Below are 25,442 nucleotides of genomic sequence, written 5' to 3'. Positions count from 1 at the left end.
GTGCGACCCGTTCGTCGCGCACAGGCATCGCAACGAAGGAGCCGCCTGATGTCGCCCCTGTTCTACCGCCCGGCGTTCGCGCGCCGCACCCGCCGCGTCGCACCGCTGGCCGCCGCCATCGCCGTCCTCGCCACGGCCAGCCCGCACGCCGCGCATGCGCAAGACGCCGCCACCCTGCCCACCGTGCGCGTCAGCGAGCGCAGCGATCCCGGCACGCGCAGCAGCACCGCCACCAAGACCGACACCAGCCTGCTGGAAACGCCGCAGTCGCTGTCGGTGATCGACGATGCGCGCATGCAGGCCCAGGGCGCACAGACGCTCAAGGACGCGCTGAGCTACACCCCCGGGGTGATCCCCACGCGCTACGGCACCGACTCGCGCTACGACTGGATCTCGTTGCGCGGCTTCGACGCCTATGCGCCCGGCTTCTACCTGGATGGCATGCCGCTGCGCAACAACGGCAACTGGGGCATCTGGCCGATCGAGCGCTATGGCGCCGAGCGCATCGAGGTGCTGCGCGGCCCTGCCTCGGTGCTGTACGGGCAGAGTGGCCCGGGCGGGCTGGTCAACGCGATCAGCAAGCGGCCCACCGCCGAACCACTGCACGAACTGCAAGTGCAGCTCGGCGATCACCAGCGCCGCCAGCTCGCCGGCGACCTGTCCGGACCGCTCAACGAGGACGGCACCGTCCTGTACCGCCTCACCGCCCTAGCACGCGAAGCCGAGCTGGCGGCCGGCGGCATGCGCGACGACCGCCGCTTCCTGGCCCCGGCGCTGACCTGGGCACCCAGCGGCGCCACCCGCCTCACCCTGCTCTCGCAGTTCGGCCGCACCCGCGCCGGCGTGTACCTGCGCATGCGACCTGCGGTGGGATCGCTGGTACCGACCGTGATCGGCACCTATCTCCCCAGCCGCCTGTTCGAAAGCGACCCGGTCTACAACCGTTTCGACCTGGACACGGCGATGCTCGCCGCGCTGTTCGAACACCGCGTCAACGAGGTGCTGCGCCTGCGCCAGAACGCCCGCTACGGCCGCCTGAAGGTGGACTACCGCAGCGTGCAGGGACGCGGCTTCGTCATCGACGATCCCGCCGATCCACTGGACCCGGCCAACTTCGCCCGACTGCGCCGCACCGCCTCGGACAGCAAGGAATCGGTGCACGCGCTGAACCTCGACAACCAGCTCGAGCTGCGCCTGCACATCGGCGCCATGCAGCACACGCTGCTGTTCGGCCTGGACTACCAACGCACGCGCATCGACCAGGTCAGCCACAGCGGCGGCACCACCACGCCGCTGGACATCCGCCATCCGGTCTACGGCGATCCGGTCCAGATGCCGGCGCCGTGGTACGACGGCATCGCCACGGTGAGCCAGACCGGCCTGTACGTGCAGGACCAGGTGCGCTGGCGCGAGCGTTGGCTGCTGACCGTCGGCGCGCGTTACGACCGCGCCGACAGCCGGATCGACAGCCGCCTGGACGGCAGCCGCAGCGACATCGTCGAACGCAAGGCCAGCAAGCGCGCCGGCCTCACCTACGTGGCCGCGAACGGCTGGGCGCCGTACCTGAGCTACAGCGAATCCTTCGTGCCGACCGCCACGCGCGACCCGCTGAGCGGCCGCGCGTTCCGCCCTGAAAGCGGGCGACAGTACGAAGCCGGGCTGCGCTTCCAGCCCGACGGCGGCGCCCAGTCGTACAGCGCCGCCGTGTTCGACCTGCGCCGGCGCAACTACCTGACCTACGACCCGGACTACGTCCCGCGCCAGACCGGCGAGACCCTGGTCCGCGGCCTGGAACTGGAGGCGACGCTGCACCCGCTGCCGCGTTTGCAACTGATCGGCTCCTACAGCTACACGCCGACGGTGCACGTCACCGCCAGCAGCAATCCAGGTGAACTGGGCAAGCCGCTGTCGGCGGTCTCGCGCCATGCCGCCGCGCTGTGGGGCGACTACCGCTTCGACAGCGGCATCCGCGTCGGCCTGGGCGCGCGCTACACCGGCGCCAATCGCGGCGACCTGGACGCCGCGCGCGCCGAGGTGCCGGCACTCACCCTGTTCGACGCACTGCTCGGCTACGACCGCGACCGCTGGAGCCTGGCCTTGAACGTGCACAACCTCGCCGACAGGACCTACCTCAGCAACTGCGACGCCTACGGCAACTGCTACTACGGCGAGCAGCGTCGCGTGACGGCCACGGCGACGTATCGTTGGTGAGGCGGCGCGGGCGCGACGGCGGCCTGTGCTCCATCGCGCCCGCAACCTCGGCAAGGCGATGCGCAGGCTGCCTCTCGACACGATGCGGTGGCGAGGCTCACTCACCCACATTCGTTGCCTTGAAGCCGGCGCGCCCGCAGGCGGCGTCGTAGGCGTAGTCGCCCGCGGCGAGCAGGTGGCGACCGCTGTTGAGATGGGCCGGTGGCGTCTTCAGCGGCCCGCGCCACTGCACGCTGTCCGGCGTCGCCGCCTTGCCGTCGCCGACCGCGAAGGCATAGCCGAATACCGGCTGGCCCTTCGCGTCGACGACGTCGAGCCGCAGTTGGGTCGCGTCCGGCACCACGCGCGTGGGATGGCCGACGAGGTCCGTGGTGTGTTGCAGACTTTCTGGCGTGGCGGGCGGGACCACCGGGTTGAGCATCATGTAGGACACGCCGGTGTCGGGCAGCAGCTTGCCGCAGACGCGATAGTCGCTGCCGCTGCCCGGGAAACTGGCGCAAGCGGTGGGCGCCTGCCAGTCGCTGGGCGCGCCCGCCGTGGCCGCGCCACGCTGCAGCGGCACCATGGCGAACCCCTGCAATGCCGCCTGGCTGACGCCCAGGGTGATGCCCTTGGCGCTGACGATGTAGCCGGGGCTCATGTGCTGCGCACGCATCTGCACCAGGTTGAGGAACGGATTGCGCGCGGCGTCGACGCCGCGGTCGTAGCCCACCCCCATCATGCCGAAGCCCGGCGCAATGGTGCTGCAGTTGCGCAGCACCTGCGTGCTGCTGCTCAGCGCGGGGCTGCCATCGTAGCCGGCGCAGGTGGCGGGCACCTGCGCCAGCGGCTTGGGTGGCTGGGCCACGCTGGCGACATCGCAGGTGCACTGCGCGGCCAGCACGGTGATGCGATCCACGCGCGCCGCAGCGCTCTTGCCGTCGGCGGAAACGCCGAGCCGCATCGGCACGTCCACGTACTTGCCGGGATGGTACTTGCTGTCGCTCGAGTAGAAGATGTGTCCAGGCGTGTTGGACGCGTCCCAGGCGCTGCGCAGCGCGTCGCTCAGCGGCACCACCACGCCGGTGGAGCCGGTATCCACCTCCAGCACCTGACTGCCGCTGCTGCGGCCATCGGCATCGCTGCCGAGCTGCACGCGCACCTGATAGGCGAATTTCGGCGTGGCCTTGGAGACCAGCGGCAGGTTCACGGTCTGCGTCTGCAGCGCGCAGGTCTGCGCGGCGGCGGTGGCGCTCGCGGCCAGGCAAAGCACGGTGCCGCTCCAGCGTGTCCATCGGTTCATGGCGATGTCTCGGTTGGGTGTGGCGTCATGCTAGAGCGCGGCAGCACGGCGATCGTGCGCGAATCGGCGCGAGGCGGCGCTTGTCTACTGCCACCGGCATGGCGCTGTGGTCGGCATTCCAGTCGCGGCGCGGCGCGACGTGCGCATGCAAGGCCCTGCATCCAGCGGCTCGGCAATGCCTGCGCCCCGCGCAGTGCAGGGTTGCCAAGCCGTGGTGCTTGGTACACAATGCAGTCCGTTGCGCGCCGGGCTGATTCAAAAACATCTTTTGAATCAACGCGTTGGACGAGAGCCGCAAGGCAGCGTCCGATTCCCGCGCCAGGGCCCCGGCAGCGGGGCTTTGTTTTTGTCGGGCGCCCAGGGCGTTGCGGCAAGACGTCAGTCCACCGGCCTGGTGGCAGAGTGGTTATGCAGCGGACTGCAAATCCGCGTACGCCGGTTCAATTCCGACCCAGGCCTCCATCTTGTTTCGACGCCACGGGCCGCTTGCTGCGGCCCGTTTGCGTTGGTGGCTTGCGGTGCGATCGCCTGCCCCACGCAGGCGCCGCGATCGCGCTGCACCTGCCCGCCTTCACTTCGCGTACGCAGTACCGCCGACGCCGCATTTAGACCGGCCTGCATAGGGTCGATGTTCCGCCCGACCTGCCGATCGCGATGACCCCACCCGCCGCGCATGCCGAGCCCGCGCCTACCCGGCGGCGCGTGCTGTTCCGTCTGCTGGGGTCCGGCGTGGTCACCGGCGCCGCCGACGACGATCCGTCCGCCATCGGCACCTACGCCAGCGCCGGCGCGCGCTACGGCTTCGCGTTCCTGTGGATCGCGCCGGTGCTGTTGCCGATGATGTACCTGGTGGTCTACCTGTCGGCGAAGCTGGGGCGGGTGACCGGCAAGGGGCTGTTCGCGATCATCCGCGACCGCTATCCGCGCTGGGTGCTGTACCCGGCCGTCGGGTTCGCCTTCGCCGGCAACGTGATCGAAGCGGCGGCCAATCTCGGCGGCATCGGCGCGGCGCTGAACCTGCTGATCCCGCTGCCGGTGCCGGCGATCGTGGTCGCAGCGGCGCTGGCGATCTTCCTGCTGCAATTCTTCGGGTCCTACCGCCTGCTGAAACGGATCTTCCGCTGGCTGGCGCTGGCGCTGTTCGCCTACGTGGCCGCTGCGCTGCTGGCGCGCCCCGACCTGCGCCAGGTGTTGCGCGGCACCTTCGTGCCGTACGCCGAGTTCAGCCGGGAGTATCTGTCGATGATCGTCGCCTGCATCGGCACCTCGCTGTCGGCCTATATCTTCACCTGGCAGTCCAACCAGGAAGTGGAAGAACAGATCGCCGCCGGACGGCGCAGCGTGGCCGCGCGCCAGGGCGCCAGCGCCGGCGAACTGCGCCGCACCCGTCGCGACGTCCTGGTGGGCATGCTGTTCTCCAACATCATCCTGTACTTCATCCTGCTCTCCACCGCCGCCACCCTGCACCGCTCCGGCCAGACCGAGATCGCCACGGCGGCACAGGCCGCGGCCGCGCTGGAGCCGTTGGCCGGGCCCGCGGCCAAGTGGCTGTTCGCGCTGGGCGTGGTCGGGGTGGGCTTCCTGGCGGTCCCGGTGATGACCACCGGCGCTGCCTACGACCTGGTGCAGGGCATCGGCCACAAGGGCAGCCTGCACGCACAGCCGCGCGAGGCGAAGCTGTTCTACGCCACCATCGCGCTGGTCACGGCGATCGCGGTGGGGCTGAACTTCCTCGGCGTCAACCCGATGAAGGCGCTGGTGCTGTCTGGCATCGTGCAAGGCATGACGGTCCCGCCGTTGCTGTTGCTGATGATGCGGATGAGCAACGACCGCACGCTGATGCGCGGCCGCGTCAACAGCCGCCTCACCAACGCGCTCGGCTGGATCACCGTGACGGTGACCTTCGCCGCCGGCGCCTGCCTGCTGGTCACGCTGCTGCGGTAGGCGCGCAAAAGCTGCGCGACTGAAAAACTTTCGCTGGCGCGCGCCGCTGGCTGCGCGGCGCAGGGCGCAACGACGCACTGGGAGGGAAGAAGAAGATGCTGGCACGCGTCCTGCGTTCCCAAGGCATCCGCTTTCGGCCGCACCGCGATGATCCTCAGCTTTCTGCAATCCCGCCTGCCCGCCTGGCCGGTGCAGGATCCCGTCACCGCCGGACGTACCAGCGAGATCGCTGCCGGCCAGCAAGCGCAGATCCTGGTGCTGTGGGGCGGCGAAGTGCGCAACGAGCGCGCCCTGTTCGGGCGCCGCGATGCGCCGCAGGATCCGCTGATCACCAGCGAACGTCGCGAACGCGCCTGGCAGGGCGCGCAGACCGCGGTGTGGGAAACGCAGCGCTGCCTGGTGCCGATCGCCGGCTTCCGCAGCGCCGACGCCGCGCGTGGCGGCCCCTGGATCTGCGAAGACCCGGGTCCGCTGTTCGCCGCCGGGTTGCGCAGCAGCATGCAGACCCAGGAGGGCTTTCATCTCTCCTGCTTCTCACTGCTCACCGAGGCACCTGCAGTGCCCGCACTGCCGGACGAAGTGCCGGTCCTGATCGGCGCCGACGACGTCATCGAATGGCTGTACCTGGATGGGCAGGACGCATTGCGGCGACTGGATGTCGCGCAGCAGCGGCGCTTCGTCAGCGTCGATGCCCTGCTGCGCGGTCCGTTGCCACCCGAGCGCATGCATTGAGCGCAGCCGCGCGCGGTCGGGAATGTGCCGGATGCCGCAGGCAGGATGCGGCGTCGCGCACAGGCGGTGCTGCAGAGCTGCTCCATGGACGCGCGCGTTGCACACATTGCTGAAGCGACCCGAATCCGCTTCAGCATGATGAGGGCTCGAATCAGGACGTTTTCGCCTTGCGCTCACACATGCGGAGGACGATGGAATGACCTGATTCGCGGAGTACAACCCGCATGACCAAACCCCTGCTTGCGATCGTGGATGGCAACAGTTCGTTGTCGGACCATGTGTCCACCTTCTCTCAGCGCCGCGGCCTGGCGCTGACCCGCCTGCCCTCGCTCGAACACGCGCGGCACTGGCTGCAGCAACAACGCGCCGACCTGCTGCTGCTCGACGGCGACGCCGAGCGCGGCGCGGCGATGGACCTGATCAACGGCCTGGCCGGCCGCTCGGACGCGCGCGTGGTGCTGCTGGCCACCGAGGCGCAGATGCCGAAATGGCGCGGGCTGGCCGGCGACAGCGTGGAGCTGCTGCAGCGGCCGCTGCCGTGGACGCAGTTCGACGGTCTGCTCGATCAGATCCTGTGCCGCCTGCCGCCGCGGCGCGGGATGGCACGCTTCGGCCTGGTCGGCGAATGCGCGGCGATCGCGCGCGTGCAGCGCGACATCGCCCGCGTCGCGCCGTTGGACATCTCGGTGTTGGTCGCCGGCGAAACCGGCACCGGCAAGGAACTGCTGGCCAAGGCCATCCACGAGGCCAGCGGCCGCAGCGGGCGCCTGGTCGCGGTGAACTGCGGCGCGATTCCGCCGGAACTGCTCGCCAGCCAGCTGTTCGGCCACGAGCGCGGCAGCTTCACCGGCGCCAACCAGCGCCACGCCGGCTATTTCGAACAGGCGCAGGGCGGCACGCTGTTCCTGGACGAGATCGGCGAGATGGCGCCGGAACTGCAGGTGTACCTGCTGCGTTGCCTGGAAACCGGCGCGATCACCCGCGTCGGCAGCGACGCGGAAGTCCGCCTCGACGTGCGCATCGTCGCCGCCACCCACCGCGACCTGCTGGGCGAGGCCAGCACCTTGCGCCGCGACCTGTATTACCGGCTGTCGCAGTACGTCATCGAGTTGCCGCCGCTGCGCGAGCGCGGCGACGACGTGCACCTGATCGCCGACACGCTGCTGGACACGCTCAATCGTCGCTATGGGACCAGCAAGCAGTTCGACACGTTCTCGCGGACCGTGCTGGGACGGCACCGTTGGCCGGGCAACGTGCGCGAACTCTCCAGCGCAGTGACGCGCGGCTATTACCGTGCCGACGGCGAGGTGGTGACCATCGAGCCGCTGCTGCACGGCGAGGTGCCCATGGCGCAAGACGTGCCTTGCCACTGCGGCAACACCGGCGACGCGGTGACGTTCCGCGTGGGCACGCCGCTGAAGCAGATCGAACAGGAGATGCTGGTGCGCACCCTGCGCATCACCGGCGGCGACAAGTCCGCGGCGGCGCGCAGCCTGGGCATCAGCGTGCGTACCATCTACAACCTGATGTCGCGCGGCGACCGTGACGTCAACTGAGCGCGGCAGGGCGCGCCGTCGCGGCGCGCCCTGCCGGGCGATCTGCAGCCACGGCGGTCAGTGCGCGGCCGGGCGGATCAGTCCAGGCCGCAGGCCGCGCGCAGTTCCTCTTCGATCGGTGCGACCTGGCCGGGCGGCCGCTGCTGCGGCCGGCATAGGTAGGTTTCCTCGGCGATGCGCGCGTCCACCGCGAACCCCGCGCTGCGCAGCATGGCTTCCACGCCGGCATGGTTCGGTGCCCACCAGTTGGTGGGATCGTCGGCCAGGCGATGCTCGATGAAGGCCATCTTCGGCCAGCCGGGCTCGCACATGCGCCCGCGCTCTAGCATGCCGATGTCGCGCGGCGCCGGATAGACCTCCTCGCCGGGCATGGTCATGGTCTGCAACACCAGCATGCGGCGACACAGGCGACGCACGATGTCCAGGGCCAGCAGCGGATGCCGCAGGTGGTACAGCACGCCCATCATCCACACCAGGTCGTACTGCTCGGCTTCGCGCGCCAGCGCATACAGCTGCATCTGCCGGAAACGCACGTGGCGCTCCAGCCCGAACTGCGCCGCTGCCCATTGCGCCTGCCGCAGGTAGTGCGGATTCATGTCGATCGCCACCACCTCGGCGCCGCGCCTGGCCAGCTCGAAGCTGTAGAAGCCGGCGTTGCAGCCGATGTCCAGCACCCGCCAACCGCGAAGATCGGCCGGGACATGCGGCGCGATCTGCCGCCACTTGCAGGCCGGGAAATCGCCGTACGGATGCGTCGGCAGGGTCTGCCGGCCATCGGGCAGGTGCAGGTTGTGGAACCACGGCCCCAGCGCCTGCATCGGATCGACCGGGTCGAGGGACGGAACGGCGGATTGCATGGCGGTCTCCCGGGAAGGCGCCGAGCGCGGCTCAGCGGTTGACGAACTTGAAGAAGCGGCTCTGGCTGCCGTCGCTGGTCTTCTCCTGATACAGGAAGGCCAGCTCTTCTTCTTCGAACTTGTCGAAGAAGTCGTCCCAGCTGATTTCTTCCAGCGCCGCATCGTCGCGGAACAGGATGCGCAGCACGCCGGCATCCTCGTCGGCTTCGGTGCTGCGCACGCTGGCCGGACGGCCGCCGCGCGCCTCGGCCCAGCGGCGGATCTCGTCGTGATCGGTGGTGGTCTTGGCGTCATGCGAGGGCATGCGAGGATCTCCTGGCGGAGGTGGATGGCGCCGCGTCGGCGACGCGGTCGAGGGCATCGTGCAGGGCCTGCGCGCGATGCGCGGCGGTGTGTTCGGCGAGCACGCGGCGGCGCCCCGCCTCGCCGATCGCCATGCGCTGCGCTTCCGGCAGCTCGCGGAGCCAGCCCAGTACGTCGGTCGCACGCCGTGCGATCAGGATTTCCCTGCCAGGCGCGAACAGCGTTTCCAGGCCTTCCCAGGGATCGGAGATGATCGGCGTGGCGCAGGCCGCCGCTTCGAACAGGCGCACGCTGGGCGACCAGCCGGCCAGCACCATGTCGGCACGGGTCAGATTGAGGGTGAAGCGCTGCTGGTTGTAGAAGTCCATATGCTGCGCCGGCGGCAGGTGCGCGCAGCGCTGCACGTTGTCCGGCCAGACGATGTGCGGCGGATACAGCGGACCGGCGATCACGAAGCGGCCCTGCGGCCAGGCCAGCGCCGGCTGCAGCAACAGCCGCTCCAGCGGCGGCTGGCGGTCGTCGCTGTAGGTGCCCATGTAGCCCAGGTCGTAACGATGCGCCTGCGGCTGCGGCCGGTATTGCTCCGGATCGAACGCGCAGTACAGCGGCACCGCGCGCGGCGCGCCGTAGACGCGTTCCAAGCGTTGCAGGGTCGGGCCGCCGGTGAAGGACAGATACAGGTCATAGTGCGGAATCAGCGCCGGCGACAGGTAGGCGCAGTCGCCGCGCTGCAGCGCCGTCAGGGTCACCGGGGTGTCGATGTCGTAGAACGCAACCACGCCGCGCGCGGTCTGCTGCACCCACGTGCCCACGGCGATGCCGTTGGGCACGTAGGAACCCACGATCACCAGGTCCGCCGCGGCGATCGCGGCGGCGTGCCGATCCTGCAGTTCCTCGAGGCTGGCATACAGCACCGGCGCGCACGGCAACTGCGCCGGCGGATCCTGGTGCTCGGCGTACCAAGGCACGTCGCGCTCCAGGAACAGCACGCGGTCGCCGCGCGCCTGCAGCGCGGCGATCAGTCCGCGGTAGGTGGTGGCATGGCCGTTGCCCCAGGACGAGCGCAGGCTCAGGCCGAGGATGACGATATCGCGCGCGGCCATCACGCCGCCTCCCGCTGCCGCGCGTCCAGCAAGGCTTCCACCTCGCGCGCACGGTGCTTGTAGGTGTGGTCGCGCAACAGGCGTTGCCGTGCCCGCGCGCCAATCGCCTGCGCCTGCGCGGCGTCGATGCGTTGCAGGTAATGCGCCACCTGCTCGCTGTCGTGCGCGACCAGCACCTCGCGCTGCGGTTCGAGGAACGCCTCGATCCCTTCCCAGGCATCGACGATCAGGCAGGCGCCGGCGCCGGCCGCCTCGAACACCCGCGTCGGCGGCGACCAGCCGAAGCGCGCCATGCTGTCGCGGTTGACGTTGAGCACCATGCGCACGCTGCAGTTGAAGGCGTTGTGGTCGCGCGTGGACACGTGGCCGAGCGTGCGCACGTTGTCCGGCAGGTCTGCGTCCCAACCGCTGCCGCCGAGCAGGAATCTCGCGTCAGGCAGGCGCCGCGCCGGTTCCAGGAAGAACTGCCGCACCCGCGCCTCGCGGTCCGGCAGGCGGTTGCCGAGGAAGCCCAGGTCGGCGGCAAAATCCCGCTGCGCCGGCGACGGATGGTGGCTCGAGGGGTCCAGCGCGTTGTAGATCGGCACGCATTCGGCCGCGCCCAGTGCGCGATAGGCGGAGACCACGCGCGGCCCGCCGCCGTAGGTCAGCACCAGGTCGTAGCGCGGGATCTGCGCGCGGAACGGATCGCCCGCATCGGCCTGCACCCGCTCCAGCGTCGCCGGCGCGTCCACGTCCCAGAACAGCACCTGGGTGCGCGGCGAGCGCAGGCCCAGCACTTCGCGCTCCAGGAACGCATCGAACATGCCGACGCCGCTGGCCTTGACCACCACGTCGGCGCCGCGCGCCTGCTCCAGCGCGCGCGCCGCATCGGCCTCGGCGGCCCCGGGATACACGGTGACCTGCGCCCACTCCGGATCGTCGATGTCGCGGTGCTGCTGGCGCCCGAACGCATCGGGCTCGAAGAAGTGGATGCGGTGGCCGCGCTGCGCCAGTGCATGCAACAGGCCCCGGTAGTAGGTGGCCGCCCCGTTCCAATACGAGGACACCACGCTGGAACCGAAGAAGGCGATCTGCAACGGGCTAGGCATGACTGAGGCTCCGGTGGTCGTGGTGCGCGGCGGGCGCGTCGAGTTCGGCGAGGACCGCCAGCAGTTCGTCGACGCGGTGCGCGCAACTGTGGCGGGTGCGGATGGTGTGCAGACCTTGCATGCGCAGCGCCGCGGCCAGCTCGGCGTCGTGCAGCACGTCGTGCAGGTGGCGCTGCATCTGCTCACCGTCGCGCGCCACCAGGTAGTCGCGGCCGGGCGCGAACAACTGTTCGGCGTCCTCCCACGGCGCGCACACCAGCGGAATGCCGCAGGCCAGCGCCTCGAACACGCGGATCGTGGGAATGCCGGGCAAGGCGCGCACGTAGGGCCGCCGCGGCACGTGCACGGTGACGCGGAAATGCGCGAACGCCTGCGGCGCGCGATGGTTGGGCAGCCAGCCCGCATAATCGATGCCGGCCGCGGCCAGCGCCTGCAAGGCCTGCGGCGGATAGCGCACGCCATGGATGCGCGCGCGCAGGCGCAGGCGCCGCACCGGCTGGATCAGGAAGGTGTCCAGTTCCTGCGCGCGCTCGTCGTCGCCCCAGTTGCCGATCCACAGCAGGTCGCCCTGCTGCGCCTGCCCGAGCTGCGGCTGGAACACGCGCAGATCCGCCGCCTCGTGCCAGGTCCACACGCGCGCGCTCCAGCCATGGCGCAGATACTGCTGGCGCACCGCTTCGCCGAAGGCGAGTACGCCGTCGTAGTCGGACAGGTCGAACTGCGCCATCTCGTCGGGGGCGCTGACCGAGCGGTGGTGGGTGTCATGGAACAACACGCGACATCCGGCAGGCGCCTCGCGGCAGATCCGCGCGATCAGCGCCGGCGCGTTCCATTCGTGTACCAGCACCACGTCGGCACCGTCCAGCACCTGCGCCAGATCCAGCGTGGCCAGGTCGTAGCGCGTGCTGCGCAGCTGCGGAAAGGCATCGGCGAAGGCCTGCAAAGGCGCTTCGCCCTCCTCCGCCTGCAGTTGCGCACGGCTCCAGCTGTCGTGCGGCTCGTACACCGCCACCGCGTGCCCGCGCGCCTGCAGTTCGGCGACGATGCCGCGCAGGAAATGCGCATTGCCGTGGTTCCAGTCCGACACCAGCGAGTGATAGAACAGCACGAATTTCATGCACCGACTCCGATCGAGGAAAGCAAGGGGACCGGCGGGCCGGCGCGTCCGGCAACGCGGGGCGTGCCGCGATGCGCGATCAGCGCCCGATAGCGCTGGCGATAGGCCACGGCCATGGCGGTGGCGGTGTAGTGCCGCGCCTGCGCAACCGCGCGCCGGGCCATGCGCTGACGCAGCAGCGGATCGCCGATCAGGCGCTGCAACTGCGCCGTCAGCGCCCGTGCGTCGTCCGGCGCGACGTACAGCGCCGCATCGCCCCAGACCTCGCGCAGGCTGGGGATGTCGCCCAGTACCAGGGCGCAGCCGGCCTGCGCCGCTTCCAGCGCCGACAGCCCGAACGGTTCGTAGCGCGCCGGCAGCGCATACACGCTGGCGCGGGCCATCCAGCGGCGCAGACGCGACGGCGGCAGCTGGCCCAGTCGCAGCGCCGACGCAATCGCTGCGGTGCCGCCGTCCGGATGCGCCGCTTCGCCGGCAATGCGCAGCGCCCAGGGCAGCTGCGGCGCCACCGCGGCCAGCGTCCGCAGATTCTTCGCCTCGTCCCACAGCCGTCCTGCCGCCAGCACCAGGGGCTGCTTGGCGCTGGCCGGCACCGGCCGCGACAGCGGCGCGGTGCCATTGGCAATCACGCTGCACGGCACGTCCAGCGGATACTGCGCGCGCAGTGCCGCCAGCATCGCCTGGGTCGGCGCGACCACGTGATCGGCCGCCGCCAGGCCCGCGGCGACCGTGGCGCGGTAGTGATCCCACTCCGGCGGCAGCGCCTCGCCGCGCACCGCCTGCCACCAGGAGCCGACGCAGGAATGGGCGGTCATCAGCACCGGCGCAGGCCACACCAGGGCGCCGTGCGCATAGTCGTTCAGATGCACAACGTCCGGACGCACCTGCGCCGCCAGTGCCTGCAGCCAGCGCCCGGCCGAGGACACATCGGCCCAGGGATCGTCCATCCACAGCAGCCGGTAGCCGCTGGCATGCAGGCGCAGTCCCTGGATCGCCGCGGCCTCGCGCCACTGCGCCGGCGTGGGGGTCGCGCCCATCGTCGCCAGTTCCACGCGATCGCCCTGCGCGGTCAGCACCCGGCACAGGCTCAGCGCGTACTGCCACACGCCGCCGACGGTGTCGGCGGTCATCAGGATCCGCAGCGGGCGCTCAGCGTCCATAGAGCGCATCCACGGTGCGGGCGACCTCGAGCAGATGCAGCGCCGCCGGGTCGAAGCCGGGGTCGGTGGCCAGGCGCTCGGCCCAGTCCAGCAAGGCGCGCCCGCCCCAGGCGTCCGGTGGAGAAGCCAGGCGCTCGCACCGCGTGCCGTCGAAGCGGTCCACGGTGAAGTCGAAGAACGAGCCGTCGACATTGCGCAGTGCCGCGCCGCCACCGGTGCCGTACACGTTGGCCTGGATCACCGCGTCGCAACCGGCCGGCAGCCGCCACGAGCAGGCCATGCGCACGCTGGCGCCGTTGTCCATGCGCCACTGTGCGCTGGCGTAGTCCTCCACCTGCCGCACCGGCCGGGTCAGCGGCCGGCCTTGCGCGTAGAGCGCCGCCTGCAGCTCGTGATGGCCGCCGCTGCCGGTCAGCCACATCGCCAGATCCAGCAGATGGATGCCCAGGTCCATCACGCAGCCGCCGCCGGAACGGGCGATGTCGTAGAACCAGTCCTTGTCCGGGCCGTAGGCGTTGTGGAACAGCAGGTCGATCGCGAACACCTCGCCCAATGCGCCCTGCGCGATCTGCTCGCGCAGCGTCGCCATGCCCTTGGCGAAGCGGTAGCTGAAATCCACCGCGAGCAGGCGGTCGTGGCGTTGCGCCAGCGCCAGCACCTGCTCGGCTTCGGCGGCGGTGCGGGTCAGCGGCTTCTGGCAGAACACCGCCAGGCCGCGCTGCAAGGCCGCGGCGGCCTGCGCCGCGTGCGCGCCACTGGGCGTGGCGATGACTAGGCCGTCCAGGTCCTCGCGCGCCAGCAGCGCCTCCAGGTCGGGCAGCAGGTCGGCGGCCGGTGCGTCTTGGCGTGCGGCGTGCAGCGCCGTCGCGCTGGCATCGGCGATCGCCACCACCTCGCCGAGCCCGCTGTCGGCCAGGGCGCGCATGCGCGCGCGGCCGATCCAGCCGACCCCGAGGAAGCCCAGCCGTGGCGCGCGCCAGCGCGGTTGCGCGTACGCGTTCATGCCAGCACCACGGCTTTGAGGAACCCATCCGGGCGCGCGTCCATTGCCGCGAATGCCTGCGGCAACTGGTCCAGCGCGTAGCGATGGGTCAACAGCGGGAACGGATCCAGACGCCCGTCGGCGACCGCCTCCACCGCCTCCTGCAAGCCGCGCAACGCCACCCGCGGATCGCGTTCGTGCGCGTTGACCACGTCCAGGCCGCGCCAGTTCCACTGCTGCATGTCGACCTGGCGCGGGCCGTCCTGGTGGTAGCCGGCGATGACCAGGCGCCCGCCCTCGCCGCACAGCGCGCTGGCGATATCCAGGGTGACCTGCTCGCCTGCGGCCTCGATCACCCGCAGGCAGCCGCTGCCGCCGGTGAGTTCGTGCACCGCACCGATCGCCGCGTAGCGATCCTCGGTGGCCAGCGTGGCGCTGGCGCCGCACTGGCGCGCGACCTGCAGGGCGTAGTCGCGCCGCGACAGCGCGATCACCTGCGCACCCAGGCCGGTGGCCAACTGGATCAACAGCGCGCCGATGAAGCCCACTCCGACCACCGCCACGGTCTGGCCGGGGCGGATGTCGCTGCGGCGCAGGATGTTCATCGCACAGGCCAGCGGCTCGCCAGGCAGGTCGCGGCCGTCCAGCGCCGGCGGCAACCGCACCAGCGCATCGGTCTCGGCCAGGTCGTACTCGGCGTAGGCCCGGCCGGACAATAGCGCGACTCGGTCGCCCGGCGCCCAGCCCTGCACCTCGGCACCGACCGCGTCGATCTCGCCCCAGCCTTCGTGGCCCGGCGCACCGGGTTCGAACGGATAGGCGAACCAGGGCCGGCCGGCCCACACCGGCAGATTGGACGCGCACACGCCGCAGCCCTGCAGGCGCACCCGCACCTGCTGCGGGGCGGGTTCGGGACGCGACTGGCGCTGCGTGACGATGCGGCCCGGGCCTTCGAACACGGCGGCATGCATGCTGTTCATGCGGCGTGGATCCTCCGTTGCGGTGGGGAAACAGGTGCGGCGCGCTCGGCCTGCGTGTGCAGCCAGCGGTGCAGCCGGGCGATGCCGGCCTCGGCGCCGACGCAAGGTGACCAGCCGGTGGCCGCGGCGAAGGCGCGGGTGTCGGAGACGTAATAACGCTGGTCGCCGACCCGCGGCGCCGCGTGCGCCAGTTCCAGGCGATGGCCGACCAGCGACTCGATCCGGCGCAGCACCTCGCGCAGGCTGGCGGCGTTGGCGGGGCCGCCGCCCATGTTGAACGCCCGCCCGGACAGCCGCGGCATCTGCGCCTGGCATTGCAGGAACGCCTCGACCAGGTCGTCCACGAACAACAGATCGCGGACCTGGCGGCCATCGCCGTATACGGTGATCGGCTGCCCCTGCAGCGTGCGGATCAGGAAATGCGCGACCCAGCCCTGGTCTTCGTTGCCGCATTGGTGCGGGCCGTAGATGCAGCTCATCCGCAGCACCACCGCCTGCAGGCCGAAGCTGCGCGCATAGTCCAGCACGTACTGGTCGGCACCGCCCTTGGAGCAGCCGTAGGGGCTGTGGAAATCCAGCGCGCGGCGCTCGTCGATGCCGCGCGCGCGCAGCAGCGGATCGCTCGGCTGGTAGCGCTGCGCGTCGGCTTCCAGAGCGACGTCGTCCAGCGCGCCATAGACCTTGTTGGTGGAGGTGAACAGCAGCGGCGGCGGGCGCCGCGCGCCGCGGATCGCCTCGAGCACGTTGAAGGTGCCGCGCAGGTTGACCTCGAAGTCGTGCGACGGATCCTCCAGGCTGGAGGTCACCGCCACCTGCGCGGCCAGGTGGAACACCTGCGCCGCCTGCGCCACTGCATCGCCGAGCAGATGCCGATCGCGCACGTCGCCCACTTCCACCTGCAGACGCTCGCCGGGATAGTGGCGACGCAGCCACTGCAGGTTGTGCTCCACGCCCGGGCGCGACAGGTTGTCGTAGACGATGACCCGGCGTCCGCTGTCGAGCAGGCGCGCGGCCAGATTGGTGCCGATGAAGCCGGCGCCGCCGGTGATCAGCACCGCATCCTGCCCACGCGACCGCGGCAGGGTGTGGATCGGCGCGTGCGCGTCGGCGCGTGGCGCGACCGTCGGCGCCGGCGCGAGGTCCGGGCGCGGCGCGCGCGACAGGTTGGCGCCGTGCTCGTGGTGCAGCGACGCCAGCGCCTGGATGCCGTCGTAGCCCTGCTCGGCCCACAGCCGGTACAGCAGCTTGGCGCGGCCGCGCTCGTCGCGCAGGCCGAAGTGATAGTGGCGCTCGTCCTCGTGGAAACCGTCCTGGTGGCTGATGCTGCCGTGCAGGTCGCGCGCGGCATACCAGTACAGCCGCTCCACCGGCGCATCCAGGGTCTCGCGCAACTGCCGTACCTGCTCGATCTCGTCATGCCGCCAGGTCGAATACCCGGTCTCGCTGAGCCAGACCTGCGGCTGCAGACCGTGCGCGGCCAGCACCGCGCGGACGTCGCCGAGCACCTCCGCCCACGGCCGGCGGCGGAAATCCCAGGTGCCGGGAAAGCCGTGCACGCCGACCGCGTCGATGTGCGCCAGCGCCCCACGCTGCGCCATCAGCGCCAGCCAGTTCGGATCGGTCGGGCACATGCCGCCGAGCAGGGTCTTCTTGCCCAACTGGTGCGCCCAGTGCGCGGCCTGGCCGATCATCTCGGCGAAGCGCTGCCAGTCGTGGTCCAGGTGCCAGTCCCAGTCGTTGAGGTTGTTCGGCTCGTTCCACAGTTCGATCCACTCGAAGCCGGCGCCGAAGCGACCCACCACCTGGTCGATGAAATCGGCGAAGGCCTTGCTGTCGCGCGGCGGCGACGCCGTGCGCGGCTCCAGCCCCAGCGATGGCGGGGTGTAGCAGAAGCACGGCAGCACCTCGCAGTGGGCGCTCAGCAGCGGCATCAGCCAGGCGTACCAGCGCTCGCCTTCGGCGGTGTGCCAGTCGGCCCAGGAGAACTGGGTGCGCAGCCGGCGCACGCCGAGCTCGCGCATGTCGCGCAACAGCGCATGCACCGCATCCTCGTCGCCGATGCGCAACCATTCGATCAGGCCGATCTCGGCCAGCCGTTCGCGTGCCTGTGCGCTCATCCCTGCAACCCCCGCCGCGCCAGCTCGGCATTGGCCGCCTCCACGCCGTCGGCGGCGGTCTGCTCGCGCAGCCACTCCACCAGTTCTTCCAGGCCCTGCTGCAGGTCCACCTGCGGCGCATAGCCGATGCGTTCGCGGGCCAGCGCGATATCGGCGAAGCAGTGGCGGATGTCGCCGACCCGGTAGTTGCCGGAGACCTGCGGCGGCAGATCGTCGATGCCCATCGCCGCGGCGATGCGCTGCCCCACTTCGTTGATGCTGACCGCCTGGCCGCTGCCGACGTTGAGCGCCAGGCCGGCGGCGCTTTCGCATTCGTAGGCCAGGCGGCAGGCGCGCGCGACGTCGCTGACATGGACGAAATCGCGGCGTTGCGCACCGTCCTCGAAGATCACCGGCGGTTTGCGGTTGAGCAACCGCGCCGCGAAGATCGCCAGCACACCGGTGTAGGGATTGGACAGCGCCTGGCGCGTGCCGTAGATGTTGAAGAAGCGCAACGCGGTGGTCGGGATCGCATACGCCTGGCCGACGATCAGGCACAGGCGTTCCTGGTCCAGCTTGGACAGCGCGTACACCGAGGAAGGTTCGGCCGGCTTGCGTTCGTCGGTCGGCACCGGCTGCAGCGGGCGCCCGTCCACGCTCGGCTCCCACTGCGCGGGGCGCAGTTGCGCCAGCGGGCGCTCGCGCACCGGCACCGGCGTGCCGTCGGCATCGACGTAGGCGCCCTCGCCGTAGATGCTCATGCTCGACGCCACCACCAGCCGCTGCACCGGCCGCTCCACCAGCGCTTCCAGCAGCACCGCGGTGCCGAGATTGTTGGTATGGGTGTAGTGCGCGATCTGGTACATGCTCTGGCCGACGCCGACTGCCGCGGCGAGGTGAAACACCCCGTCCACATCGCGCAGCGCAAGCCGTACCGCCACCGGATCGCAGACGTCGCCGACCATCAGCTCCACGTCCTCCGCGAGATACGCCGGTCGCGCGGCCTGCATGCCGTGCACCTGCGCGCACAGGTTGTCCAGCACCCGCACCCGGTAGCCGTGGGCAAGCAGTTCGTCGGCCAGATGCGAGCCGACGAAGCCGGCGCCACCGGTGATCAGCACGCGCTTGCCGGCCTGCGCGCGGCTGGCGCTGCTCCTGAGTTCATGCACAGTCACGTTCCACCTCCAGGTCCGGGATGTCGTGCAGATGCGCCTGGAACCAGGCGATGGTGCTGCGCAGGCCCTCGTCCAGCGCCACCCGCGGTTCCCAGCCGAGCTCGCGCCGCGCCAGGCCGATGTCCGGACAACGCCGGGTCGGATCGTCCTTGGGGATGGGCCGGCGCACGATGCGCGAGGACGAGCCGGTCAGCGCGAGGATGCGCTGCGCCAGTTCGGCCACGGTGATCTCGTGCGGGTTGCCGAGGTTGACCGGACCGGTCCAGCCACGCGGGCTGCGCATCAGTTGCACGATGCCCTCGACCAGATCGGAGACGTAGCAGAACGAGCGGGTCTGGCTGCCGTCGCCGTACAGGGTCAGCGGTTGCCCGCGCAGCGCCTGCACGATCAGGTTGGACACCACCCGGCCGTCGTCGTTGCGCATGCGCGGCCCGTAGGTGTTGAAGATGCGCCCGACCTTGATGTCGGTGGCATACAGGCGGTGATAGTCGAAGAACGCCGCTTCGGCGCAGCGCTTGCCCTCGTCGTAGCAGGCGCGCGGGCCGATCGGGCTGACCGCGCCGCGATAGTCCTCGCGCTGCGGATGCACTTCCGGCTCGCCGTAGACCTCGCTGGTGGAGGCCTGGAAGATGGTCGCGCCATTGCTGCGCGCCACCTCCAACAGGTTGATCGCACCTTCCAGGCAGGTCTGCAGGGTATGCAGCGGACGCGCTTGGTAATGCACCGGCGAAGCGCAGCAGGCCAGGTTGAACACCCAGTCGACCTTGGCCTGATACGGCTGCACTACGTCGTGGGCGACGAAGCGGAAACGCGGACGCGCCAGCAGGTGCGCGATGTTGTCCAGCGAACCGGTCAGCAGGTTGTCCAGCACGGTGACGTCGTAACCGTCGTCCAGCAGACGCTCGCACAGATGCGCGCCGACGAAGCCGGCACCGCCGGCGACCAACGCGCGCGTTGGCGCTTGGGTGGTAGGGGAAGGAATTGCGCCATCCATCATCGACTCCTCGCAGAGGCCGGGCGTCATCGCCTGGCGTGGGAGACTCAGCGCAAATCGCGTGCCAAGTACCGGCGAAACCGCAGCGCAATGCGGCGGACGGCGTCGCTGCGCGCGATGCCGCGGACGTTTCGGCGACGGCCTGTCCCGTTCTGTGACCGACGCGTACGCAATGCGTGCATGCGCGCGTGGGCGTGACGTGAAGTCAGCCGCGCGCCTGCAAGGCGCGAAGGAAAAAATTGCCGGGCTGGGGCCGCGTCAGCGCGTAACCTGCGCCAGCGGCGCGGCCCATGCTGCAACGGTCGCGAATGCTCGGCCAACGGGGCCGCAGTGAGGGAGGCGGGACGTTCTCGCCTCCGCGCGGCTGGCACGACAATAGGGACGGCGCATCCGCACCGGCGATGCGCCATGCCCCGGGTCAGGCGAGCGCCGTGGCTTCGGCCGGCATGCGGGCATGAAAAAAGGGCCGAAGCCCTTTTTCGGACATCCTGTGCATCTGCACTGGATGTCGGTACTGCTGAATGTGGAGCGGGAAACGAGACTCGAACTCGCGACCTCAACCTTGGCAAGGTTGCGCTCTACCAACTGAGCTATTCCCGCTTGAGGCCGCGAATTCTACCGGGACCACGCAGCCTGTCAACCGTTGCCTTCGATTTTTTTCGCGTTCTTTTCCGCCATCGCCGCGCGCTCGTCGTCGCGCAGGCTCGGCCAGGCCGCATGCAGGTACTGGATGCCCGACAACAGGGTCAGGATCGACGCGATCGCCAGGGTCCAGTCGCCGACGTGGAAGATGAACAAGCCCATCCACACGCTCTCCGGCGGCGAGCCGTCGGGCATCACCGAGTACAGCAGGCACAGCAGCGCCACCATCTGCGCGGTGGTCTTGATCTTGCCGATCATCGCCACGCGCACCTTGGCGCGCTGGCCGATCTCGGCCATCCATTCGCGCAGCGCCGACACCGCGATCTCGCGGCCGACGATCACCGCCGCCCAGAACGCCATCCACGGCGTCGGGTGGCCCTGCACGATCAGGAACAGCGCCACCGCCACCATCAGCTTGTCGGCCACCGGATCCAGGAACGCACCGAACGCGGAGTACTGGTGGTAGCGCCGCGCCACCCAGCCGTCCAGCCAGTCGGTGAACGCGGCCAGGCCGAAGATCGCCGCCGAGGCGAAGTTGGTCCAGGTGTACGGCAGATAGAACACCAGCACCAGCACGGGGATCATCACGATCCGCAGCAGCGTGAGCCAGGTGGGGATGGTCAACTTCATTGCGCTGCTCTACTCGCCTGCCGGATCGGGTACCGGCAGCCCGTGCAGGTTAGCGTAGATTCGTGCAGCCAGTGCGTCATTGATCCCTTCCACCCGCGCGATCTCGGCCTCGCCGGCGGACTTGAGCCCGGCCAGTCCGCCGAAGTGCTTGAGCAGGCTGGCGCGGCGGCGCGGGCCGATGCCGGGGATATCCTCCAGCTTGCTGGTCATGCGCGCCTTCTGGCGGCGCCCGCGGTGGCCGGTGATGGCGAAGCGGTGGGCTTCGTCGCGCACCTGCTGGATGAACTGCAGCGCCGGCGAAGCGGCGCCCGGGCGCAGTTCGCGCCCGTCCGGCATCACCAGGGTCTCGTGGCCGGCGCGGCGCTCGGCGCCCTTGGCCACGCCGATCAGCAACACCCCGTCCACGCCCAGGTCGGCCAGCGCACCGGTGGCCTGCGCCAGCTGTCCGGCGCCGCCGTCGATCAGCAACACGTCCGGCAGCACCACGTCGCCCTTGCCCTCGCCTTCGGCGGCGCGACGGAAGCGGCGCTCGATCGCCTGGCGCATCGCCGCGTAGTCGTCGCCCGGCTCGATGCCGCTGATGTTGTAGCGCCGGTACTGGCTGCGCACCGGGCCGCTGGCGTCGAACACCACGCACGAGGCCACCGTGGCCTCGCCCATGGTGTGGCTGATGTCGAAGCACTCCACCCGCTTGACCGGCTCGGCCAGGCCGAGCATCTCGCGCAGCGCCTCGCTGCGCGCGTGCTGGGCGTTGCGGCTGGTCAGTTCGGTGACCAGGGTGGCCTGGGCGTTGCGGCTGGCCAGCTCCAGGTAGCCGGCGCGCTCGCCGCGCACGTTCCACTTCAACTGCACCTTGCGCTCGGCGGCCGAGCTCAGCGCCGCCTCGATCAGCTCGGCGTCGGGAATCTCGCGGTCCAGCAGCACCTCGCGCGGCGGCGCATGCTCGACGTAGTACTGCGACACGAACGCGCCCAGCACCTCGGCGGCACTGTCCTCGCCGTTGGTCTTGGGGAAGAACGCGCGGGTGCCGAGGTTGCGGCCGTCGCGGAACGCCAGCAGCAGCACGCAGGCGTTGGCGCCCTGGGTGGCGCAGGCCAGCACGTCGAGATCGGCGGCACGGCCGTCCACGTACTGCCGGCTCTGCATGCTGCGCAGCGAGCCCAGCAGATCGCGCAGGCGCGCGGCGCGTTCGAACTCCAGACGTTCGCTGGCGACCTGCATCGCCTGCACCAATTCCTCGCCGAGCTGGTCGCTGCGCCCTTCCAGGAACAGCGTGGAGCGGCGCACCGCCTCGGCGTACTCGTCGGCCGCCACCAACGCCACGCACGGCGCGCTGCAACGGCCGATCTGGTACTGCAAACACGGCCGCGAGCGGTTGCGGAACACGCTGTCCTCGCAGCTGCGCAGCTTGAATAGCTTGTGCATCAGGTTCAGCGTCTCGCGCACCGCGGTGACGCCGGGATACGGCCCGAAATAGCGCCCGGGCACCGCGCGCGGGCCACGGTGCAGGGTGATCCGTGGCCACTCCTCGCGGGTCAGCAGCACGTAGGGATAGCTCTTGTCGTCGCGCAGCGACACGTTGTAGCGCGGCGACAGCGACTTGATCAGCTGGTTTTCCAGCAGCAGCGCCTCGCCCTCGCTGCGGGTGACGGTGACGTCCATGCGCGCCACCTGCGCCAGCATGGCCATCGTCCGCGCATTCTTCGGCGAGCCGCTGAAGTAGCTGGACACGCGCTTGCGCAGTGCGCCGGCCTTGCCGACGTAGAGCAAGGTGTCGTCGGCGGCGTACATGCGGTAGACGCCGGGCGCGGTACTGAGGTTGGCGGCAAAGGCCTTGCCGTCGAACGCGGGCAATGCGGGGGTGCTCATTCGCCGATCGCGATGTCGTGCAGTTCGCCGCTGGCGATGTCGTAGCGCAGCACCGCATGCGCATCGGTCTCGGCGATCCACACCGTGCCGGCGCTCACCGCCAACCCGCCCGGGCCATGCAGGCGCCGCGGCAACACCGCGGTGGACAGTTCGCCGCCGCCCAGGCGCAGGCTGCGCAGACTGCCGTTGCCGCTGTCGGCGATCCACAGCAGCGGCGCGTCCGGGCTCAGCGCGATCGCCTGCGGGAACTGCAGGCGGGCACGGCTGCGCGGTCCGTCCTCGTTGCCGAAATCCCACGGCCCCTGGCCGCCGAGCAGGGTCTGCACCAGGTCGCCGCGCAACTGCATCGAGCGCACCGCCGAGCCCAGCGCATCGCACACGTACAGCACCTGCTGCACCGCGGCCAGGCTGCACGGCTGCGCGAACGCGGCCAGGTGGCCGCTGCCGTCGCGCAGCTCCAGCGCGCCGGCACCGGCGCGCCAGCGCAGGCTGCGGCTGCCCAGGTCGTAGCTCCAGATGCGGTTGTCGCCGGCCATCGCCAGGTGCACCTGGTTGTCGGCGATCACCACGTCCTGCGGATGGTTCAGCGGCGCCAGCAGCGGTTGCTCCACCGGGCCTTCGACCGGCTCGCCGGCGCGGCCGTTGCCGCACAGCGTGTCGACCTGGCCGGTGAGCAGGTTGATCCGGCGCAGCGCATGGTTGCCGGTATCGGCCACGTACAGCACGCCGCGCTCCAGCGCCAGCCCGCGCGGGCGGTGGAACGCCGCCTCGCCGATCGCGCCGTCGATGAAGTCGGCGGTGCCGATGCCGAACTGGCGCAGCACGCGGCCGCTGGTGCTGCATTCGAGGATGCGGTGATGGCCGCTGTCGGCGACGTACAGGCGATCCTCGGCCACCGCCAGGCCTGTCGGGAAGCGCAGCGGCAGGCGCGGCTCCGGCTGGGTCTCGCGGGCGTCGCGCAGGTCCTCGTCCAGCGGCAGCGGCTGCCCGGCGCAGAGCGCGTGCAGCGCCTTGTCCAGTTCCGCGCCGCCGATGCCGACCAGGCGCTCGCGTTCGACACCGCCGGCGTCGATCAGCACCAGGGTCGGCCAGGCCTGGATGTCGAAGCGCTGCCAGGCGGCCCAATCGGCATCGAGCAAGACCGGCGCGGACACGCCCTGGCTGCGCAGCAGCTTCAGCGCCCGCTGCGGCTCGCGCTCGCTGTCGAAGCGCGGCACTTGCACCACGATCACCTGCAGGCGTCCGGGATTGCGCGCCTGCCACTGGCCGAGTTCGGCCAGACGCTGCGCGCACCACACCGAGGCGGCATTGACGAAGGCCAGCACCAGCGCCCGCCCCTGCAGATCGCGCAGGCGGATCGGCTCGGCGTTGAGCCAGGCGCCGGACGCGGGGAGTTCCAGGGCGGCGATGGAATTCATCGGCCGATTATGCCGGAGCCGAGGTCGACGGACAGTCGCGCCACGCTGCTGGCGGCGGCTTCGTCTACCAGTTGCCAGACCTGCTCGAACTGGGCGCTGCCACCGGTGTACGGATCCGGGATCTCGCGGTGGCCGTGCACCCCGGCCCACGGCAGCCACAGCGCCACGCGCTCGTGCGCCGCCGCCGGAGCGCGCTGACGCACGTCGCGCAGGTTGGCCGTGTCGGCGCACAGGATCCAGTCGAACTCGGCAAAGTCGCGGTCGCGCAGTTGCCGGGCGCGCAGGCCGGCGATGTCCACGTCATGGGCGGCGGCGCAGGCGACCGCGCGCCGGTCCGGCGGCTCGCCGCGGTGCCAGTCGCCGGTGCCGGCCGAGTCGACCTCCACCACACTCGCCAGCGGCGAGCGCTGCAGGTGGTGGCGCAGCGCGCCCTCGGCCATCGGCGAACGGCAGATGTTGCCCAGGCACACCAGCAGCAGCTTCATGCCTGCCCCTGCAGGTAGGCCTCGGCGCGCGCCAGGTCCTCGGGCGTGTCCACGCCCGGCGGGAACGGCGCAGGCGACAACGCCACCGCGATGCGGAACCCGGCTTCCAGCACCCGCAACTGCTCCAGCGACTCGATCCGCTCCAGCGTGCCCGGCGGCATCGCCGCGAACCTGCGCAGGAAGCCGGCGCGATAGGCGTAGATACCGATATGCCGCAGCCACGGGCCGGGCAGCGGCAACTGCGTCTGCGAGGCGGCGAAGGCGTCGCGGTGCCAGGGGATCGGTGCGCGGCTGAAGTACAGCGCATCGCCGGCGGCGCTGCGCACCAGCTTGACCACGTTGGGGTCGAACAGGTGCTCGGCCGCGTCCACCGGGGTGCCGAGGGTCGCCATCTCGGCGCCGCTGTCGGCCAGGGTCCGGGCCACCGCGACGATGCCGGCCACCGGCGCGAACGGCTCGTCGCCCTGCAGGTTGACCACCAGGGTCGCATCGTCCCAGCCGGCGATGTCGGCGCACTCGGCCAGGCGGTCGGTGCCGGAGGCGTGGTCGGCAGAGGTATTGGCCACATGCACGCCGTCCAGGTCGGCCACGGCGGCGGCGATGCGCGCATCGTCGGCGGCCACCCACACCTGCGTGGCACCGGCAGCGAGCGCGCGCCGCGCCACGTGGCAGATCAGCGGCTCGCCGCCGAGCGCACGCAAGGGCTTGCCCGGCAGCCGCGAGGCGGCGTAGCGGGCCGGGATGGCGACGACGAACGGCGGGACGGCGGCGCTCATGCCGCCACCGCGCTGGCGGCTGGAACGTCGATGGCGGCG

At 70.7% G+C, this 25,442-nt stretch carries 21 protein-coding genes and 2 tRNA genes; 5 read left to right on the top strand and 18 right to left on the bottom strand.

Going from position 1 to position 25,442, the window contains the following annotated elements; genetic code table 11:
• Positions 1-48: 48 nt before the first annotated feature.
• Positions 49-2,211, top strand: coding sequence for a TonB-dependent siderophore receptor (locus tag CEK68_RS11800; protein WP_152239475.1), 2,163 nt, complete (start codon positions 49-51; stop codon positions 2,209-2,211).
• A 97-nt stretch (positions 2,212-2,308) separates the two neighbouring features.
• Here CEK68_RS11800 and CEK68_RS11795 read toward each other — a convergent pair whose 3' ends face one another.
• Positions 2,309-3,493, bottom strand: a complete 1,185-nt coding sequence (locus CEK68_RS11795) for a hypothetical protein (protein ID WP_150408925.1) — start codon at positions 3,491-3,493, stop codon at positions 2,309-2,311.
• A 388-nt stretch (positions 3,494-3,881) separates the two neighbouring features.
• On the opposite strand from CEK68_RS11795, the gene CEK68_RS11790 reads away from it, so the two are divergent.
• From CEK68_RS11790 to CEK68_RS11775, 4 genes are all read left to right on the top strand, one after another.
• A tRNA-Cys gene (locus CEK68_RS11790) sits at positions 3,882-3,955 on the top strand.
• Positions 3,956-4,147: 192 nt separating this feature from the next.
• Positions 4,148-5,437, top strand: coding sequence for a divalent metal cation transporter (locus CEK68_RS11785; RefSeq protein WP_051064800.1), 1,290 nt, complete (start codon positions 4,148-4,150; stop codon positions 5,435-5,437).
• 147 nt (positions 5,438-5,584) lie between these two features.
• Positions 5,585-6,169: an SOS response-associated peptidase family protein gene (locus CEK68_RS11780; protein WP_017917329.1), complete on the top strand. Its 585-nt coding sequence runs from the start codon at positions 5,585-5,587 to the stop codon at positions 6,167-6,169.
• A gap of 224 nt (positions 6,170-6,393) precedes the next feature.
• Complete coding sequence (locus CEK68_RS11775) at positions 6,394-7,725, top strand: sigma-54 dependent transcriptional regulator (RefSeq protein WP_052250950.1); 1,332 nt, start codon at positions 6,394-6,396, stop codon at positions 7,723-7,725.
• Positions 7,726-7,802: 77 nt separating this feature from the next.
• Here CEK68_RS11775 and CEK68_RS11770 read toward each other — a convergent pair whose 3' ends face one another.
• From CEK68_RS11770 to kdsB, 17 genes are all read right to left on the bottom strand, one after another.
• Entirely contained in the window at positions 7,803-8,582 is a 780-nt protein-coding gene (locus CEK68_RS11770; protein WP_017912651.1) for a TIGR04290 family methyltransferase, read from the bottom strand.
• Between the two features lie 31 nt (positions 8,583-8,613).
• Positions 8,614-8,886 (bottom strand): hypothetical protein, encoded by a 273-nt coding sequence (locus CEK68_RS11765; RefSeq protein ID WP_152239474.1) that lies wholly within the window; start codon positions 8,884-8,886, stop codon positions 8,614-8,616.
• Entirely contained in the window at positions 8,873-9,988 is a 1,116-nt protein-coding gene (locus CEK68_RS11760) for a glycosyltransferase (protein WP_152239473.1), read from the bottom strand. The genes CEK68_RS11765 and CEK68_RS11760 overlap by 14 nt, the downstream gene beginning before the upstream one ends.
• Positions 9,988-11,079, bottom strand: a complete 1,092-nt coding sequence (locus CEK68_RS11755) for a glycosyltransferase (RefSeq protein WP_193314177.1) — start codon at positions 11,077-11,079, stop codon at positions 9,988-9,990. Before CEK68_RS11755 ends, CEK68_RS11760 begins: the two co-directional genes overlap by 1 nt.
• Positions 11,072-12,196 (bottom strand): glycosyltransferase, encoded by a 1,125-nt coding sequence (locus CEK68_RS11750; protein WP_152239472.1) that lies wholly within the window; start codon positions 12,194-12,196, stop codon positions 11,072-11,074. Before CEK68_RS11750 ends, CEK68_RS11755 begins: the two co-directional genes overlap by 8 nt.
• The gene (locus CEK68_RS11745; RefSeq protein ID WP_152239471.1) at positions 12,193-13,356 is read right to left on the bottom strand and encodes a glycosyltransferase family 4 protein; all 1,164 of its coding nucleotides are present in this window, start codon (positions 13,354-13,356) and stop codon (positions 12,193-12,195) included. The genes CEK68_RS11750 and CEK68_RS11745 overlap by 4 nt, the downstream gene beginning before the upstream one ends.
• Positions 13,346-14,359, bottom strand: coding sequence for a Gfo/Idh/MocA family oxidoreductase (locus CEK68_RS11740; protein ID WP_152239470.1), 1,014 nt, complete (start codon positions 14,357-14,359; stop codon positions 13,346-13,348). The genes CEK68_RS11745 and CEK68_RS11740 overlap by 11 nt, the downstream gene beginning before the upstream one ends.
• The gene (locus CEK68_RS11735; RefSeq protein ID WP_017917319.1) at positions 14,356-15,318 is read right to left on the bottom strand and encodes a zinc-binding dehydrogenase; all 963 of its coding nucleotides are present in this window, start codon (positions 15,316-15,318) and stop codon (positions 14,356-14,358) included. The genes CEK68_RS11740 and CEK68_RS11735 overlap by 4 nt, the downstream gene beginning before the upstream one ends.
• Positions 15,315-17,435, bottom strand: a complete 2,121-nt coding sequence (locus CEK68_RS11730) for an NAD-dependent epimerase/dehydratase family protein (RefSeq protein ID WP_152239469.1) — start codon at positions 17,433-17,435, stop codon at positions 15,315-15,317. The genes CEK68_RS11735 and CEK68_RS11730 overlap by 4 nt, the downstream gene beginning before the upstream one ends.
• On the bottom strand, positions 17,432-18,589 hold the full coding sequence (locus tag CEK68_RS11725) for an NAD-dependent epimerase/dehydratase family protein (RefSeq protein WP_226977857.1): 1,158 nt from the start codon (positions 18,587-18,589) through the stop codon (positions 17,432-17,434). Before CEK68_RS11725 ends, CEK68_RS11730 begins: the two co-directional genes overlap by 4 nt.
• A complete protein-coding gene (locus CEK68_RS11720) occupies positions 18,576-19,583 on the bottom strand; it encodes a UDP-glucuronic acid decarboxylase family protein (RefSeq protein WP_226977856.1) in 1,008 nt (335 codons plus the stop codon). Before CEK68_RS11720 ends, CEK68_RS11725 begins: the two co-directional genes overlap by 14 nt.
• 524 nt (positions 19,584-20,107) lie before the next feature.
• A tRNA-Gly gene (locus CEK68_RS11715) sits at positions 20,108-20,183 on the bottom strand.
• 36 nt (positions 20,184-20,219) lie between these two features.
• Positions 20,220-20,855, bottom strand: coding sequence for a CDP-diacylglycerol--glycerol-3-phosphate 3-phosphatidyltransferase (pgsA, locus tag CEK68_RS11710; protein WP_017912639.1), 636 nt, complete (start codon positions 20,853-20,855; stop codon positions 20,220-20,222).
• Between the two features lie 9 nt (positions 20,856-20,864).
• Complete coding sequence (gene uvrC / locus CEK68_RS11705) at positions 20,865-22,724, bottom strand: excinuclease ABC subunit UvrC (protein WP_152239467.1); 1,860 nt, start codon at positions 22,722-22,724, stop codon at positions 20,865-20,867.
• Complete coding sequence (locus tag CEK68_RS11700; protein WP_152239466.1) at positions 22,721-24,142, bottom strand: hypothetical protein; 1,422 nt, start codon at positions 24,140-24,142, stop codon at positions 22,721-22,723. Before CEK68_RS11700 ends, uvrC begins: the two co-directional genes overlap by 4 nt.
• Positions 24,139-24,627, bottom strand: coding sequence for a low molecular weight protein-tyrosine-phosphatase (locus CEK68_RS11695; protein WP_152239465.1), 489 nt, complete (start codon positions 24,625-24,627; stop codon positions 24,139-24,141). Before CEK68_RS11695 ends, CEK68_RS11700 begins: the two co-directional genes overlap by 4 nt.
• Positions 24,624-25,403, bottom strand: coding sequence for a 3-deoxy-manno-octulosonate cytidylyltransferase (gene kdsB, locus CEK68_RS11690; RefSeq protein ID WP_152239464.1), 780 nt, complete (start codon positions 25,401-25,403; stop codon positions 24,624-24,626). Before kdsB ends, CEK68_RS11695 begins: the two co-directional genes overlap by 4 nt.
• Positions 25,404-25,442: the final 39 nt, after the last annotated feature.

It is taken from the genome of Xanthomonas sp. LMG 12461, assembly GCF_009192935.1.
GTDB classification, from domain to species: domain Bacteria; phylum Pseudomonadota; class Gammaproteobacteria; order Xanthomonadales; family Xanthomonadaceae; genus Xanthomonas_A; species Xanthomonas_A sontii.
The sequence above is the reverse complement of the archived record's forward strand: the minus strand, read 5'-3'. Positions and strand labels throughout refer to the sequence as shown.